The following is an 18,857-nucleotide window of genomic DNA, read 5'->3' on the forward strand; positions in this document are numbered from 1 at the left end:
ATAGTAGTGGTGAGAAGCGGGTTCGCCGAGACTGGGGTCTTTTGGTTAGGTAATGCTTACCTTAGTATGGCCTGCGGTCCTCCGGCTGAGCCGGTCCGTACACCCTGGAGGCACGGTCGCCTGTGTCCGGTTTCGAAGTACGTGTGCCCGGTATCGACGACGACGCGGAAGGCGCGCTCTCGGCCTTCTGGCGGCGGCGCCTCGCACCGCTCCCGCAGGAGACCGCCCTTCCGGTCGACTTCCCGTACCCACTGCGCTTCACCGGTGAACGGCACACTCTTCGGCGCCCGTTGACGGCGGCAGCAGGCGAACCGATTCTTCTGGCCGCGTACACCGCGCTGCTGCACCGCTACAGCGGCGGCCGCGACATCACCATCGGGTACGAGGGTCTGCCGCTCCGGATCGCTGTCGACGGCGGCGCGTCCTTCACCGACCTCGTACGGCAGGTGACCGAGGCGCGCGGGGAAGCCCACGCCCACCGGGTCGAACACGCCACGCTGGTCGGCTGGTTGCGCCCGGACCCCGCCCGGGGCGGCGGACTGCTGTTCAACACCGCGTTCGGTGACACGCCGGCCGACGAGCACCGGCTCGACCTGACTTTCGAGGTCCATGCCGGTGAACTGCGGGTGACGTACCGCCAGGACCTCTTCGAGGCCGCGACCGCCGAGCGCATGGCCGACCACTACACGACCCTGCTCGCCGGCGCCCTCGCCCACCCGCACACCCCCGTCGGCGAGTTGGAGCTGCTGGGCGCCGAGGAGCACCAGCGCGTCCTGCGCGGGTGGAACGACACCGACCACGGCATCCCGCTGCGCACCTGGCCGGAGATGTTCGCCGACCAGGTCCGGCAGCGCCCGGACGACATCGCGCTGGTCTTCGAGGACACCTCGCTCACCTACGCCGAACTCGACGACCGTGCGGGCCGGTTGGCCGCCGCCCTGATCGCACGCGGTGCCGGGCCCGAGCGCGTGGTCGCCCTGGCGGTGCCCCGGTCGGCCGAGTTGATCGTCGCCGAGGTCGCGGTGCTGAAGTCCGGCGCCGCATACCTTCCGGTAGACACCGACTACCCGGCCGACCGCATCTCCTACATGCTCGCCGACGCCCGCCCCGTCTGCCTGGTCACCACCGCCGAGGTCGCCGCGGACATCCCGGCGAACGACGGCATGGCTGTCGTCGTCCTCGACTCGCCCGAAGCCATACGGGAAATGACGGATCATCAGCCGGCGGGCGCCGATCCGAGCGCACTGACCATCGCCAACGCCGCCTACGTCATCTACACCTCCGGTTCCACCGGCCGCCCCAAGGGCGTCGTCCTCACCCACTCGGGCGTCGCCAAGCTGGTCGCCACGCAGACCGAACGGTTCGGGATCGGCCCGCACAGCCGGGTGCTCCAGTTCGCCTCACCCAGCTTCGACGTGGCGTTCTGGGACCTGTGCCTCGCTCTGCTGTCCGGCGGCAGGCTCGTCGTCGTACCGTCCGAGCGCCGGGTGCCCGGCCCCGCGCTGGCCGACTACGCCCACGCGCACGGCATCACGTTCATGATCCTTCCGCCCGCCCTGCTGGCCGCGATGCCCGAGGACGTCGAACTCCCGCCGGCCACCCTGCTCGCGGGCACCGAACGCGTCTCGCCCGAGCTGGTCGGACGGTACGCGCGCGGCAGGATGATGTTCAACGCGTACGGCCCCACCGAGGCGTCCACCAACTCCACCCTCGGCCTGTGCGACCCCGACATCCCGGCCGGCTCCGTCGTCCCCATCGGCATCCCGGACCCGGGCACCCGTGCCTACGTTCTCGACGCCCGTCTGAAGCCCGTCCCGGCCGGTGTGCCGGGCGAGCTGTATCTCGGCGGCGCGGGACTCGCCCGCGGCTACCTCGGGCGGCCCGACCTGACCGCCGAGCGGTTCGTCGCCGACCCGTTCGGGGCACCGGGTGAACGCCTCTACCGCACCGGCGACCTGGTGCGCTGGCAGGCCGACGGCCGTCTGGTGTTCCTGGGCCGCGCCGACTCCCAGGTGAAGATCCGCGGCTTCCGCATCGAGCCGGGCGAGATCGAGTCCGTACTGCGCGGCCATCCGGCGGTCGACCAGGCCGCCGTGGTCGTGCGCGAGGACCGGCCCGGCGACCGGCGCCTCGCCGCGTACGTCGTGCCCGCGCTTGACGGCGAGAGCGCCGGCCACGACACCGCCGACCAGGTGCAGGAGTGGAAGGACCTGCACGAACTGCTCTACTCCGCCGCCGGATCGGAGGGCGGGACCGACGGTGGGGCGGGCCTCCGCGAGAACTTCGCGGGCTGGAACAGCATGTACGACGGGCTGCCCATCCCCGTCGGGGAGATGCGCGAGTGGCGTGCGGCGACCGTCACCCGCATAGCGGACCTCGCACCCCGCCGCGTCCTGGAGATCGGCGTCGGCAGCGGTCTGATCCTCTCCCGCGTCGCGCCCGACTGCGCGGAGTACTGGGGAACCGACCTCTCCGAAGAGGCCGTACGCGCCCTGCGCGTCCAGGTCGAGGCGGTACCCGAACTCGCCGACCGGGTAAGGCTGTCCGCCCGGCCCGCCCATGACGTCAGCGGACTTCCGGTCGCCCATTTCGACACCGTCGTCATCAACTCCGTCGCCCAGTACTTCCCGAGCGCCGACTATCTGACCGATGTGGTCCGGGCGGCCGGTACGCTCCTCGCCCCCGGCGGGCGGCTGTTCATCGGCGACGTGCGCAACGCCCGGCTGCTGCGCTGTCTGCGCGCGGCCGTCGAGAGCTGCCGCACCCGTGACACGGAGGACAAGCAGGCGCTGCTGGCCGCCGTCGAACGCTCGGTCGCCTGGGAGGGTGAACTCCTCCTGGACCCCGACTACTTCGCGGCTCTCGACGGCTTCGACGCCGAGATCCACGTCAAGCGCGGCGCCCACCACAACGAACTCACGCGATACCGCTACGACGTGGTGCTCAGCAAGCAGAGCCTCGCTCCGGAGCCGGTCGACGGCGCGGAGATCGTCTGGAGCGGGCCGGAGGCACTCGAAGCCCGCCTCGCCGAAGGGCCCGCACTGCTCCGGGTCACCGGCGTGCCCAACGCCCGGCTCACCGGGGACCTGGCCGCGCTGTCCGCCCTGGACGACAGCAGCCGAACGGCGGACGCCCCGGACCCCGAGGTCTTCCACGAGCTCGGCGCCCGCCACGGCCGCCGGACCGCCGTCACCTGGAACGGCACCGCCGACGACGGCAGCCTCGACGTCGTGTTCGCCCTCGGCGACACCCCGCTCACCGGCCTCTACCGCCCCTCCGGCACCGCCCCGCACGCCAACCGTCCGGCGCCCTTCCGGGACATCAACGCCCTGATGCGTGCGCTGCGTTCGTACGCCGCCGACCAGCTGCCCGAGTACATGGTCCCGGCGGCCGTCGTCCCCCTCGACCGTCTCCCGGTCACCCCCAGCGGCAAGCTCGACGCCGCCGCGCTGCCGACCCCCGACTACGGCGCCCTCAGCGCCGGCCGCCCACCGCGTGACGCCCGCGAGGAGCAGCTGTGCGCGGCCTACGCCGACGTCCTCGGCCTGCGCTCGGCCACCATCGACGACGACTTCTTCGCCCTCGGCGGCGACAGCATCACCGCCATCCAGCTCCTCGTCCACGCCCGCCGCGCCGGCCTGCGCCTCACCTCCCGGGACGTCTTCAAGCACCGCACGGTCGCCGCGCTCGCGGCCGCGGCCGGCGAAGTGGTCCGGGAGGGCGCCGAGCCGGACACCCCGCTGGTCACTCTCACCGAGGCAGAACTCGCCGAGCTGCAGGGCGATTTCCCGGTCACAGTCGAGGAGTCGCTGCCGCTCAGCCCCCTCCAGGAGGGCTTCTCCTTCCACTCTCTGGTCGACGGCGCGGATCTCGACGCGTACGTGGTCCAGCAGGCACTCGAACTGACCGGACCGGTCGACGGCGAAGCCCTGCGCCGCGCCGCCCAGCGTGTCCTGGACAGGCACGCCCCGCTGCGCGCCTGCTTCCGACGCCGCCCGGACGGGCAGCCCGTACAGATCATCGCCGCAGGCCTGGACCTGCCCTGGCGCGAAGTCGACCTGACCGTCCACGACGGGCCCGCACGCGCGACTCTGGCCGACGCGGTCGCCGCCGCCGAACGCGCCCGCCGCTTCGACCTCGCTCACCCGCCCCTCATGCGCTGTGCGCTGATCCGCCTCGAAGCGCACCGCAGCCGGCTGCTGCTGACGTTCCATCACATCGTCGCGGACGGCTGGTCGTTGCCGGTCCTGCACCGTGAGCTGATGGCCTTCTACGGGGACAGCCCGGCCGCACTGCCGCAGCCGGCGCCCTACAGTGCCTACCTGCGCAGTCTGGCCACCGCCGACCACGAGGCCGCGCGCACGGCCTGGCGTACGGCCCTCGCCGGGGTCGAGGAGCCCACCCGGCTGGTCGAGACGCCCGCCGACGGTACGCCCGTCGAGCCCGCGCAGATCCGCCTAGAACTGTCCGAGCAGGTGACCGCCCGACTCGCCGCGCGGGCACGCGAGCACGGAGTGACCCTGGGCACGGTCGTCCAGGGTGCCTGGGGGCTGCTCATCGGGCGGCTCACGGCACGTCAGGACATCGTGTTCGGGACGACGGTCTCGGGCCGTGATGCCGAGGTCGAGGGCATCGAGTCCATGATCGGCCTCTTCATCAACACCCTTCCGACGCGCTTCCGTTGGGAGCCCTCCGACACCCTCGCCGACCTTCTCGGCCGTCTCCAGGACGAACAGGCCCAGTTGCTGGACCACCAGCACCTCGGACTCGCCGAACTCCAGCGCGTCGCGGGCCTCGCGGGCGCCGGGGAACTCTTCGACACCCTTGTCGTCTTCGAGAACTACCCGGCCGCGACCGACCTCGCCGACCCGACCGGCACCCTCCGGCTGACGGGCCACGAGTTCCACGACGCCGTCCACTATCCGCTCGCCCTGATCGTCAAGCCGGGCCGGCGGCTCGACCTGCGGCTCAAGCACCGCGCCCAGCGACTCGACGCCGACGCCGTACGCCGGATCGCGGACCGTCTCTCCCGCATCCTGCACGCGCTGGCCGCCGACCCGGGGCAGTCCGTCGCCGACGTGGACCTGCTGTCGGCCGAGGAACTCCTCGACGCCCACCCGACCGGCGAACACCGGGACATCCCCGGCACGACCCTCGCGGCGGCTTTCGAGGCGCAGGTGACCCGCAGCCCGCAGGCAACTGCGGTCGTGTACGAGGGGGAGATGCTCACCTACCGTGAACTAGACGCCAGAGCGCGGGTGTTGGCACGTCGGCTGACCGCCCGGGGTGCGGGCCCCGGTACGGTCGTCGCCGTCGCCGTTCCGCGCTCCGCCGAGCTGATGGTCGCGCTGCTCGGCGTGCTGAAGTCGGGCGCCGCCTATCTCCCGGTCGACGTGGACTACCCCGCCGACCGGGTGGCCCACATGCTCGCCGACTCCGGTGCCGCCACCATCGTGACCACCTTGGCGACCGCTCCTCAACTCCCTTCCGGGCATGCCCTTCTGCTGCTCGACGCGCCCTCCGAGAAGGGCCCCGAACCCCAACCCGCCCACCCCGACGACCCGGCCTACCTGATCTACACCTCCGGTTCCACCGGCCGTCCCAAGGGCGTCGTCGTCACCCACCGGGCCATCGTCAACCGGCTGGCGTGGATGCAGGGCGCCTACGGACTGACCGCGGGCGACCGGGTGCTGCAGAAGACCCCGGCCGGCTTCGACGTCAGCGTCTGGGAGTTCTTCTGGGCGCTGTGCGAGGGCGCGGCCGTGGTCCTGGCCCGCCCGGACGGACACCGCGACCCCGCCTACCTCGCCGGGCTGATCCGCGAACAGGGCGTCACCGCACTGCACTTCGTGCCGTCGATGCTGGAGGCCTTCCTCCAGTCCGACGAGATCACCGCCGACCCGACCTGGGCCGCGTCCCTGCGCCATGTGTTCAGCAGCGGCGAGGCACTGCCCGGCGCCGCAGCCGCCCGCTGGCGCGAGCTGACCGGCGTACCCCTGCACAACCTGTACGGCCCCACCGAGGCCGCCGTCGACGTGACGTACCACCCGTACGACGGCACGCCCGGCACCACCGTGCCCATCGGGCGCCCGGTGTGGAACACGGGCCTGCGCGTCCTGGACTCCTGTCTGCGTCCGGCGCCCGAAGGAGTGCCCGGGGAGCTGTATCTGACGGGTGTGCAACTGGCGCGCGGCTATCACGCGCGGCCGGAGCTGACCGCCGAGCGGTTCGTCGCCGACCCGTACGGGGAGCCGGGTGCGCGCATGTACCGCACCGGTGACCTCGTTCGCCGCCGCGCCGACGGTGTGATCGAGTACCTCGGCCGCACCGACCGGCAGGTGAAGATCCGGGGCAACCGGATCGAACTCGGCGAGATCGAGGCCGCCTTGAACCGCCGGCCGGCGGTCGCCCAGGCCGCCGTCACGGTGAACGGCGGCCAGCTGGTCGCGTACGTCGTGCCGGCCCGCGGCGCCGGGGTCCCGCCGCCCGCCGAACTCCAGGCCGCGCTCGCCCAGGAGCTGCCCGCCGCCGTCATCCCGGCCGCCTACGTCGTCCTCGACGCCCTCCCGCTCACTCCGAGCGGCAAACTCGACCGGGCCGCGCTGCCCGCCCCGCAGGCGGTACGGGCGGAGACGCGCGCGCCGCGCAACGAGCGTGAACACGCCCTCACCGAGATCTTCGCCGCCGTACTGAAGCTCGAAGACGTCGGTGTCGACGACGACTTCTTCATGCTCGGCGGCGACAGCATCACCTCCATCGGCGTCTCCAGCCGCGCCCGCCGGGCGGGCCTGGACCTCAACCCGCGTGACGTCTTCGAACACCGCACCCCGGCCGCCCTCGCCGCAGCGGCGGCACCCGTGGCCGAAGTGGCCGCTCTGCGCTCCTCGTTCGCCCTGACGGCCGAGGAGACCGAGCGCGTCCACCGGCTCAGTCCCGCCCCCGTCGAGGACATCTGGCCCCTGGCCCCCCTCCAGGAAGGCCTGTTCTTCCACTCCACGTACGACGACAGCGCTCTGGACGTCTACACCGTCCACGAGTCCTTCGACCTCGCCGAACCCCTCGACACCGACCGACTCCGCGCCGCCGTGAGGGTGTTGCTGGCACGCAACCCCAGCCTGCGCGCCGGGTTCACCAGCGAAGGCCTGCGCCAGCCGGTGCAGTTCATCGTGCGCGACCCCGAGATCCCGCTCGAAGAGGTCGACCTCTCCGGGCTGCCGGAAGTCGAACAGAACGTACGGCTGCGGGAGTTGACCGACGCCGAGCGCTCCCGCCGCTTCGACCTCACCCGGCCGCTGCTCTTCCGTCTGCTGCTGGTCCGCCTCGGCGCGGACCGGGGCGACCGGCTGGTCGTCGGGCGCCATCTGCTTCTCTGGGACGGCTGGTCGGCCTGGCTCTTTCTCGACCAGCTCTTCGCTCTGTACGAGAACGGCGGCGACGCGAGCGCCCTGCCCGCTCCCGGCAACTACCGCGACTACCTGACCTGGCTGGAGGTCCAGGACACGGCCGTCGCCACCGGCGCCTGGCGCCGCGCCCTCGCCGGACTCGACGAGCCCACGCTGCTGGCCGCCGCCGACCAGGGCCTGGAACCGGAGATCCCGGAGAGCCTCGACGTCCTCGTCCCGGACGAGGTCGGCGAGCGGCTGCGCGCCGTAGGACGGCTCCACGGGCTGACCCTCAACACCGCGCTCAACGCGGCCTGGGGGCTCACCCTGGCGAGCGCGACCGGACGGACCGACGTCGTCTTCGGCACGACCGTGGCCGGCCGGCCGAGCGAGGTGCCGGACATCGAGAACGTCATCGGCATGTTCCTCAACACCGTCCCCGCCCGTATCGCCTACGACCCGGCCGAGCCGGTGCTCGGGCTGCTGCGCCGCGTCCAGGACGAGCGGCTCGCCGTGATGCCGTACGAGTACCTGGGCCTGGGTGTGCTGCAGGCCGAGACCGGGCACCGGCGGCTGTTCGACACCCTGTTCGTGCTGCGCAACAACGACACCGAGGAGCGGCTCGCCGAGCTGAGCGACCGGCACGGCGCCACGGCCGTCGCCAACGTCGACGCGACCCACTACCCGGTCAACCTCGTCGTCACCCCGGGCCGCTCCATCCAGGTCACCCTGACCCACCGCGCCGACGTCATCGCCCGCCCCCGGGCACAGGATTTGCTCGACCGCTTCACCCTCCTCCTGGACCGCCTGACCCGCGACCTCGACGCCCCGGTGGGCGGCCTCGACCCGCTGCTCCCCGCCGAACACGCCGAGCTGGAGCACGAGCGGGCCGCCGGACGGGTCCCCGACCCCACGGACACCATCGCCGACCTGCTGGCCGCACAGGCCGCCGCCACCCCCGACGCCACGGCTGTCGTCTTCGGCGACCGGTCCCTGACCTACGCCGAACTCGACACCCGCATCAACAAGATGGCCCGGCTGCTGATCGCGCGGGGCGCCGCCCCCGAGCGGGTCGTCGCCCTCGGTCTGCCCCGCTCCCTCGACATGGTCGTCGCCCTGTTCGCCGTACTGCGCACGGGCGCCGCCTATCTGCCGCTGGAGCTGGACTACCCGGACGACCGGCTCGCCGCGATGCTCGACGACGCCCGGCCGACGATGCTGCTGTCCACGGCCGCCGTGTCGGCGCGACTGGTGGGCGAGACGCCCCGCGTGCTGCTCGACGACCCGGCGATCGCCGCCGAACTGGACGCGAAGTCAGGGGACTTGGTTTCCGTCACCTTCAGTCTGGAACACGCCGCGTACGTCATCTACACCTCCGGTTCCACCGGCCGCCCCAAGGGCGTCGTCACGCCGTACCGGGGTCTGACCAATATGCAGCTGAACCACCAGAAGGAGATCTTCGAACCGGCGATCGCGTCGGCGGGCGGGCGCAGGCTGCGCATCGCGCACACCGTGTCCTTCGCCTTCGACATGTCGTGGGAGGAACTGCTGTGGCTGGTCGAGGGGCATGAAGTCCACATCTGTGACGAGGAGTTGAGGCGCGACGCCGAGGCCCTGGTCGCCTACTGCGAGCGTCACCGCGTCGACGTCGTCAACGTGACCCCGACCTACGCCCATCTCCTCATCGAGGAGGGCCTGTTGGAGGGCCACCGCCCGCCGCTGGTGCTGCTCGGCGGAGAGGCCGTGTCGGAGACGGTGTGGAACCGGCTGAGTGACACCGAGGGCACATACGGCTACAACCTGTACGGGCCCACCGAGTACACCATCAACACCCTCGGAGGCGGCACCCTCGACAGTGCGACGCCGACCGTCGGCCGTCCGATCCGTGGCACTCGCGCCCACATCCTGGACGCCTGGCTGCGTCCGGTGCCCGAGGGAGTCCCCGGGGAGCTGTACATCGCCGGTATCGGCCTGGCCCGCGGCTATCTGAACCGGCCAGCCCTCACCGCCGAACGGTTCGTCGCCGACCCGTTCGGTGAACCCGGTGAGCGCATGTACCGCACCGGTGACCTGGTCCGGCGCAACCCCGACGGCCACCTCGACTTCCTCGGCCGCACCGACGACCAGGTCAAGATCCGCGGCTACCGCGTCGAGCTGGGCGAGATCGAGACCGCCCTCGCCCAGCACGACCGGGTCGCCCACGCCGCCGTGATCGTCCGCGACGAACGCCTCGTCGGATACGTCGTCCCCGCCCAACGCATTGGCACCGACCGGGAATCCGCCGAGCAGGACCAGGTCGGGGAGTGGCAGGAGATCTACTCCGACGAGTACGAGGAGATCAGCACCGCCGTCTTCACCGAGGAGTACGCCGGCTGGGATTCCTCCTACGACGGACAGCCCATCCCCTTCGACCACATGCGGGAGTGGCGCGAGGCAACCGTGGAGCGCATCCGCTCACTGAAGCCCCGCAGGATTCTCGAGATCGGCGTCGGCTCGGGTCTGCTGCTGTCCAGGCTCGCCCCGGACGCCGAGGCCTACTGGGCCACCGACTTCGCCGCCCCTGTCATCCGTAAGATCGGCCAGGAGCTCCTACAGGACCCGGAGTTGGCCGCCAGGGTCACGCTCCGTGCCCAGCCCGCCGACGACCTGACCGGCCTGCCCGGCGACGGCTACTTCGACACCATCGTCATCAACTCCGTCATCCAGTACTTCCCCAGCATCGACTACCTGACCTCGGTGATCCGGGGCGCGATGGAGCTGCTGGCACCCGGCGGCGCGCTGTTCGTCGGCGACGTCCGCAACCTGCGCCTCGCCCGCACCTTCCAGACCGAGATCCAGGAGGCGAAGGGCGTCACCGGGGACGCACTGGTCCGGGCCGTCGAACGCGGGCTGCGTCTGGAGAAGGAACTCCTCGTCGACCCCGACTACTTCACGACCCTCGGCTACGGCGTCGACCTCCGCACCAAGCAGGCCCGCCACCACAACGAACTCACCCGCTACCGCTACGACGCCGTGCTGTACGCCGACGAGCCGGGCCTCCAGCTGGCCGACGTCCCGACCGTTCCCTTCACTCCCGATCAATTCGGTGCCGATGGACGTGACTTGGCGGCTCTGCTGACCGCCGTGCCGCTGCGACTCACCGGCATCCCCGACGCCCGTGTCGGCGCCGCCGGGGGAGTCGACCCGGAGGCGCTGCGCGACCTCGCCGCCGGGCCGGGGCACCGTGTCCTGACCACATGGTCCGGCCGACCCGGCACGTACGACGCCGTGTTCGTCACCGGCGAGGTGCCTCCGCTGACCGCCGGGCTCTACCTCCCCGGCGGCGGAGCGGACCCGTACGCAAACTCCCCGACGGCCGCCCGCGACGCCAACAGCCTCGTCCGGCAGCTCCGCGACGACCTCAGGCAGCGGCTGCCCGAATACATGGTCCCGGCCGCGTTCGTCACCCTCGACCGGCTGCCCATGAACGACAACGGCAAGTTGGATGTGCGCGCCCTGCCCGACGCCGAACCGGCCGTTGCCCTCGGCACCGGCCGGGGACCGCGCACTCCACGGGAAGAGGTGCTCTGCCGGCTCTTCGCCGAGGTGCTCGGCCTGCCCGAAGTCGGCGCCGAGGACGGCTTTTTCGACCTCGGCGGCCACTCCCTGCTCGCCACCCGTCTGATCAGCCGGGCCCGCACCGAACTGGGCGCCGAACTGGCCATCCGGGACCTGTTCGAGGCGCCCACGCCCGAGCAGCTGGCAGCCCGCGCCGACAGCTCACGCCCTGCCCGCCCGGCCGTCACCCCCGCCGCCCGGCCCGAGCGCATCCCGCTCTCGGCCGCCCAGCGCCGGCTGTGGCTGGTCGAACGGATCACCGGCAGCGGCGTTGCCCACAACTTCCCCCTGGTCTTCCGGCTCTGCGGTGAGCTTGACCTCGACGCGCTCCGGGCGGCCGTACGGGACGTGGCGGGACGCCATGAGGCGCTTCGCACGATGTTCCCCGAGCAGGACGGCGAGCCGTACCAGCTGATCGTCCCCGAGGCCGACGCGGACCCCGAGTTCACGGTGACTGACTGCGGGGAAGGGGAACTGGCCGACCGGATCGAGGCGGCGCAGCGCCGACCCTTCGACCTCACCGGCGAACTCCCGCTTCGCTGCGAGGTGTTGATGGTGGGCCCGGCCGACCACGTCGTGGCCGTCGTCCTCCACCACATCACCACCGACGAGTGGTCCGACCGCCCGTTCCTGGCCGACCTCACCGCCGCCTACCGGACCCGGCGCGCGGGCCGCGCCCCCGAGTGGGCGCCGCTGCCGGTCCAGTACGCCGACTACACCCTCTGGCAGGACGAACTGCTCGGCCAGGTCGGCGCGGCCCAGCTCACCCACTGGACCGACACCCTGCGCGACCTCCCCGAGGAACTGCGCCTGCCCCTCGACAGGCCCCGCCCCGCCGAGCCCACCGGGCGCGGCGCCAAGGTCCGGCTCGAACTGCCCACCGACACCGGCCAGGCCCTGCGCGACCTCTCCGGCACCACCGGCACCAGCATGTTCATGCTGTTCCAGGCCGCCACGGCCGCGCTCCTGCACCGCCTCGGCGCCGGGGACGACATCCCCCTCGGCGCCCCCATCGCGGGCCGCACGGACGATGCCCTCGACGACCTCGTCGGCTTCTTCGTCAACACGCTCGTGCTCAGGACGGATGTATCGGGCGACGACCTGACATTCCGACAACTCCTCGCGCGAGTACGGGAGTCCTCCCTGGCGGCGTTCGAGCACCAGGACCTGCCCTTCGACCAGGTCGTCGAATCCGTCAACCCGGCCCGCGTGCCCGGCCGCAACCCGCTCTTCCAGGTCATGCTGGGCTACCACTACCGCCCCGCCGGCGACCCCGACATGTTCGGCATGCCGACCGAGTGGTTCGACATGGACACCGGCATGGCCAAGTTCGACCTCCACTTCACGTTCGTGGACGAGTCGGACCGCCTGACCCTGCTCCTGGAGTACGCGACCGACCTCTGCGACGAACCCGCGGCCACCCGGACGGCGAGGCGGCTGGTACGGCTGCTGGGGCAGGTGGCCGGTGAACCCGACGTGCCGGTACGGGACCTGGAGGTGCTGGAGGAGTCCGAGCGGCAGGTTGTTCTGGGTGCCTGGAACGACACCGCCCGTGAGGTCGCGTCCGCCGGCCTTCCCCAGCTGTTCCGGGCGCAGGCCGCCCGTACGCCGGACGCCTTGGCGCTGGTGTTCGGCGAACAGCGGCTGACGTACGCCGAGTTGGACGAGCGTGTCGAGCGGACGGCGCGCGTGCTGGCCGGCATGGGCGTGGGCCCGGAGCGAACGGTCGCCGTCGCGCTGCCCCGCTCGGTGGACCTGGTGGTCGCGCTGCTGGCGGTGCATCGCGCGGGCGGGGCGTATCTGCCGCTGGACGCCGACTATCCGGAGGAGCGGCTGGCGTTCATGCTGGCCGACGCCCGTCCGGTGGCGGTGATCCGGGATGCGCTGCCGGAGGGGACGGTGGAGGGCGAACTCCCCGAGTCCTACGACCCGTCGAGTCCCACGTACGTGATCTACACCTCCGGTTCGACCGGGCGGCCCAAGGGTGTCGTCGTGCCGCACGAGGGCATCGTCAACCGTCTGCTGTGGATGCAGGGAGAGTACGGGCTGACCGGCGACGACCGCGTTCTGCAGAAGACGCCGTCCAGTTTCGACGTGTCGGTGTGGGAGTTCTTCTGGCCGCTGATCACCGGCGCCGCGCTGGTGGTGGCCAGGCCGGAGGGACACAAGGACCCCGCCTACCTGGCCGGGCTGATCCAGGAACAGGGCATCACGACCGTGCACTTCGTGCCGTCGATGCTCCGGATGTTCCTGGAGGAGCCCTCAGCGGCGGGCTGCCTGGGGCTGCGGCGGGTGATGTGCAGCGGGGAGGCGTTGCCCGACGAGCTGGCCCAGCGGTTCCGTGCCGTGCTGCCGGCCGAGCTGCACAACCTGTACGGGCCGACGGAGGCGTCGGTGGACGTCACCGCGGGCCAGGTGACGGAGGCGACCGGTCGGGTGTCGATCGGCCGTCCGGTGTGGAACACGCGTGCGTATGTTCTGGATGGCGCCCTGCGGCCCGTACCGCCAGGGGTGGCGGGAGAGCTGTATCTGGCCGGTGTCCAGCTTGCCCGTGGCTATCTGCGCCGCCCGGGACTGACGGCTGAACGGTTCACAGCAGACCCGTTCGGTGAACTCGGTTCACGCATGTACCGCACGGGCGACCTGGCACGGTGGACAACCGAGGGAACGCTCGAATACCTGGGCCGCACCGACGACCAGGTGAAGATCCGCGGCTTCCGTATCGAGCTGGGCGAGATCGAGTCCGTCCTCGGCCGCCACGACACCGTCGCCCACACCGCCGTCGTGGCGAACGACCAGCGACTGGTCGCGTACGTCGTCCCCGCCGGCTCCGCCGCCATCGACAGCGCCGCGCTCCGCCGGCACACGGCCGCCGCGCTCCCCGAGCACATGGTCCCCGCGGTCTTCGTCGTCCTCGACGCGCTGCCGCTCACGCCCAACGGCAAGCTCGACCGCAAGGCCCTGCCCGCCCCCGACTTCACGGCGGCCGGGACGATCGAGAGCCGGCCGCGCACCCCGCGCGAGGAGATCCTCTGCGGCCTCTTCGCGGAGGTCCTCGGCCTCGAACGCGTCGGCGTCGACGACGACTTCTTCACCCTCGGCGGGCACTCCCTCGTCGCGATGCGACTGGCCGCCCGCATCCGGGCCGTGCTCGCCGTCGAGGTCTCCCTGCGTACGGTGTTCGAGGCGCCCACGGTCGCCCGGCTCGCCGAGCGGCTCCGTGCAGGCGGCGAGGAGACCGGCGCGGGCCTGCCCGTTCTCGCCCCGGCCGAGCGACCGGGGCGGATGCCGCTCTCCTTCGCCCAGCAGCGCCTGTGGGTGCTGTACCGGGTGGAGGGCCCCAGCCCCACGTACAACATTCCGCTCGCCTGGCGGCTCACCGGACGGCTCGACGCCGGCGCGCTGCAACTGGCCGTCGACGACCTGGTCGCCCGGCACGAACCGCTGCGCACCGTCTTCCCCGAGGAGGACGGGCGGGCGTACCAGCTGATCCTGGAGCCGCGACAGGCCCGCGTGGAGGTCGCGGCCGAGACCGTCCGGAACGAGGAGGAACTCACCGAGCGGCTCGCCGACGCCACCTCGTACGGATTCGAGCTGGACCGGGAGATGCCGCTGCGCGTGCACCTCCTCCGCACCGCCGACGACGAGCACGTACTGCTGCTCCTGCTCCACCACATCGCGGGCGACGAGTGGTCCGAGGCGCCGCTCACCCGCGACCTGGCCGCCGCCTACGAGGCGCGCGCGGCGGGCCGGGCGCCGGAGCGGGCGGCCCTGCCGGTGCAGTACGCCGACTACAGCCTGTGGCAGCGGGCACTGCTCGGTGACGAGAAGGCCCCGGAGAGCCTGGCCTTCCGTCAGCTCGCCTTCTGGAAGCGCACCCTGGACGGGCTCCCCGAGGAACTCGGGCTGCCCGTCGACCGGCCGCGCCCGCTGGAGGCCAGCTACCGCGGTGGCGCGGTGGACATCGCCCTGGACACGGAACTGGCGGCCGGGCTGCGCGAACTGGCCCGGTCGAGCAACGTCAGTATGTTCATGGTCGTCCAGGCGGCGGTGGCGGCGCTGCTGACCCGGCTGGGCGCCGGTACGGACATCCCGCTCGGCAGCCCGATCGCCGGACGCACCGAAGAGGTCCTGGAGGATCTGGTCGGCTTCTTCCTCAACACCCTGGTGCTGCGCACAGACACCTCCGGCGACCCCGCGTTCCGCGAACTGCTCTCCCGGGTGCGGGAGACCGACCTGGCCGCCTTCGATCACCAGGACGTGCCGTTCGAGCGGGTGGTGGACGTCCTCAGCCCCGCCCGTTCGCTGTCCCGGCACCCGCTCTTCCAGGTCATGGTCGTGTACCTGGCCGCGGGCGTCGACGGAGGCGGCCTCGCGGGGCTGGAGTCGCGGCGGGAGGAAGCCGGCGCGCCAGGAGCCAAGTTCGACCTCTCCTTCGACTTCGTGGAACGCGCCGGCGGAGACGGCGTCGACGGTGTGCTGGAGTACAGCACCGACCTCTTCGACCCCGCGACCGCGGAGGCGATCGGCGAGCGCCTCGTCCGCCTCCTGCGGGCCGTGGTCGTCGCCCCCGACACCCCGATCGGCCGGATCGACATCCTCGGCCCCGCGGAACGCCGCCGCGTCCTGACCGAGTGGAACGCCCGCCCGCTGCTCACCGGGCCGACCACGGTGCCGGCCCTCTTCGAGCGCCGGACCGCACTGTCCCCGGACGCTCCCGCCGTGGCCTCCGACGGCATCGAGCTGACGTACGCGCAGCTCAACGCCGAGGCCAACCGGCTGGCCCGGCTGCTGGTCGCGCGGGGCGCAGGCCCGGAGCGGCTCGTGGCGCTCGCCCTGCCCCGTACCGCCCGCACACTGCTGGCCATCCTCGCGGTACAGAAGGCCGGTGCCGCCTATCTGCCGCTGGACCCGGACGCACCGGCCGGCCACCTCCGCGACACCCTCGACGACGCCCGCCCGGTGCTGATGCTCACCACGCGCGGCATCGCGCGGCAACTGCCCGTGGACGGGACGCCGGTGCTGGAGCTGGACGCCCCGGCGACCGCCGAACTGCTCGCCGCCGAGGACGTGACCGATCTCCTCGACGGCGACCGCCTCGCGCCCCTCACCCCGCGCAACCCGGCATACGTCATCTACACCTCCGGCTCCACCGGCCGCCCCAAGGGCGTGGTCATCACCCACGAGACCGTCGGCAACCTCTTCCACAGCCACCGCGAGACGCTGTACGCACCGGCGAAGGCCGCCACCGGCCGCCGTCACCTACGGGCCGGCCATGCCTGGGCGTTCTCCTTCGACGCGTCCTGGCAGCCGCAGCTGTGGCTGCTGGACGGGCACTGTGTGCACGTCGTGTCGGACGAGACCCGCCGTGACCCGGAGCTGCTCGCGGCAGCCGTCGTCGAGCACGGTTTCGACTTCCTGGAGGTCACCCCGTCGTTCTTCGCGCAGATGGCCGAGACGGGCCTGGTCCGGGAGGACGGGAGCTGCCCCCTCGCCGTCGTCGGTGTCGGCGGCGAGGCCGTACCCGCGTCTCTGTGGGAGCGCCTCGGTCGGCTGACCGGCACCGAGGCGTTCAACCTGTACGGCCCCACCGAGTCCACCGTCGACGCCCTCGTGGCACGGGTGCGCGACAGCGACCGGCCGCTCGTCGGCCGCCCCGTGGCGGGCACCCGGGCGTATGTCCTCGACGACCGGCTGCAACCCGTGCCGCCCGGTGTGACGGGCGAGCTGTACCTGGCCGGCGGCGGCCTGGCCCGCGGCTATCTGGGCCGCCCCGCGCTGACCGCGGAGCGGTTCGTCGCCGACCTGTTCGGCGAGCCGGGCTCCCGGCTCTACCGGACCGGTGACCTGGCCCGGTGGACCGCCGCCGGACACCTGGACTACCTCGGCCGGGCCGACGACCAGGTCAAGATCCGCGGGTTCCGTATCGAACCCGGCGAGATCGAGTCCGTGCTCGCGGCCGAACCGGACGTCGCGCAGGCCGTGGTGACGGTACGTCAGGAAGGTGCGCGGAAGCTGCTGGTGGCGTACGTGGTCCCCGTCCCGGGCCGACTGCCCGATCCGGGGCGGCTGCGTGGCCATGTCGGACGCCATCTGCCCGACCACATGGTGCCGGCCGTCGTCGTCCTCCTGGACCGGCTGCCCGAACTCGCCAACGGCAAGCTGGACCGGTCCGCCCTGCCCGCCCCGGACTTCTCCGCCCTCTCCACGGGCCGCGCTCCCGGCTCCGAGCTGGAGAAGGCACTGTGCGGTGTCTTCGCCGGTGTGCTCGGTCTGAACGAGATCGGCGTCGACGACGACTTCTTCGCTCTCGGCGGCGACAGCATCATGGCGATGCAACTGGTGAGCAGGGCACGCGCGGCGGGCGTGCGGATCACCCCACGACTCGTGCTGCGCCACCGTACGGTGGCCGGTCTCGCCGAAGTCGCGACCACCACCGGCTCCGCCGCCGTCCGTCCCGTGGACGACGGGACCGGCACCGTGCCGCTCACGCCGGTCATGCACTGGCTGCGCGAACTGGGTGGCCCGTTCGGGAGCTACCACCAGTCGGCCCTCGTCCAGACGCCCGCCGCCCTGGACCGGCCGAAGCTCGCCGCCGTGCTGCTGGCGCTCGCCGACCGGCACGCCATGCTGCGCAGCACCCTCGTCCGTACGGAAGCCGGTCACTGGAGCCTTGAGGTGCCGGCGGCCGGATCGGTGGACACCGGGACGTGGATCGAGCGGGTCGACGTCGCCGGACTGGACGCGGAGGAGCTGCGGGCGGTCGTCGGGGACCGTGCCCACGCCGCCCGCGCGGCCCTGGACCCGGACACGGGCGGAATGGTGCGGGCCGTGTGGTTCGACGCGGGCGCGGAGCCCGGGAGGCTGCTCCTGATGGCCCACCACCTCGTCACCGACGGCGTGTCCTGGCGGGTCCTGCTGCCCGACCTGGCCGCCGCCTGGACCGACGTCGAGGCGGGACGGCCGACGGAGCTCGTGCCCGTCGACACCTCCTTCCGCACCTGGTCGCGGAGGCTCGAAGAGCTGGCCCAGGACCCGGATCGCGAGGCGGAACTGCCGTTCTGGACCGGCGTACTCGAAGGAGCCACGCCCCTCCCGCTCGACAGGCCGCTCGACCCGGCCCGCGACACGGCCGGCACGGTACGGCGGCTGGAACTGCGGCTGCCCGCCGGGCACACGGGCCCGCTGCTGTCCGCGGTGCCTTCCGCCTTCACCGCGAACGTCAACGACGTACTGCTCACCGGCCTCGGCCTCGCCGTCGCCGACTGGCGGCGGCGCCACGGCGACGACGAGGGCGGTCCGGTCCTGGTCGACCTCGAAAGCCACGGCCGCGACGAGGAACTGGCGCGGGACGCCGATCTGTCCCGTACGGTCGGCTGGTTCACCAGCGTCTTCCCGGTCCTGCTCGATCCCGGTCCCGTCGACCTGGACGCGGCCCTGGCGGGCGGGCCGGAGATCGAGCAGGCGCTCGCCCGCGTGCGAGCCCACCTCGGCTCGCTGCCCGCGAACGGCGCCGGCTACGGCATGCTCCGCCACCTCAATCCCCGTACGGCCCCGGTCCTGGCGGGCTTCGCGACACCGTCGATCGAGTTCAACTACCTCGGCCGCTTCGGCATCCCCGAGGCGACGGACTGGTCGTACGCCCCGGAGGAGGACGTCTCCGACATCGGAGCCGAGCCGGAGATGCGGGAGGGCCACGCCCTCGAACTCAACGTCGTGACCGAGGACCGCGCCGACGGCCCGGTCCTGGCCGCCCACTGGTCCTGGCCCGCGGCCGTCCTGTCCGAGGAGGCGGTCCGGGACCTGGCGGAAACCTGGTTCCGGGCGCTCAGGGCCCTGGTGGGCCGCGCCGAAACCCTTGACCAGCACTGACCCCGT

Annotated in this window: 1 protein-coding gene; it reads left to right on the top strand. The window is 72.3% G+C overall.

Features of this window, described 5'->3' with window-relative positions:
• Positions 1-122: 122 nt before the first annotated feature.
• Positions 123-18,851, top strand: a complete 18,729-nt coding sequence (locus tag RB628_RS25775; RefSeq protein WP_318322890.1) for a non-ribosomal peptide synthetase — start codon at positions 123-125, stop codon at positions 18,849-18,851.
• Positions 18,852-18,857: the final 6 nt, after the last annotated feature.

Origin of the sequence: Streptomyces sp. ADMS, assembly GCF_033441795.1 — a bacterium.
GTDB lineage: Bacteria > Actinomycetota > Actinomycetes > Streptomycetales > Streptomycetaceae > Streptomyces.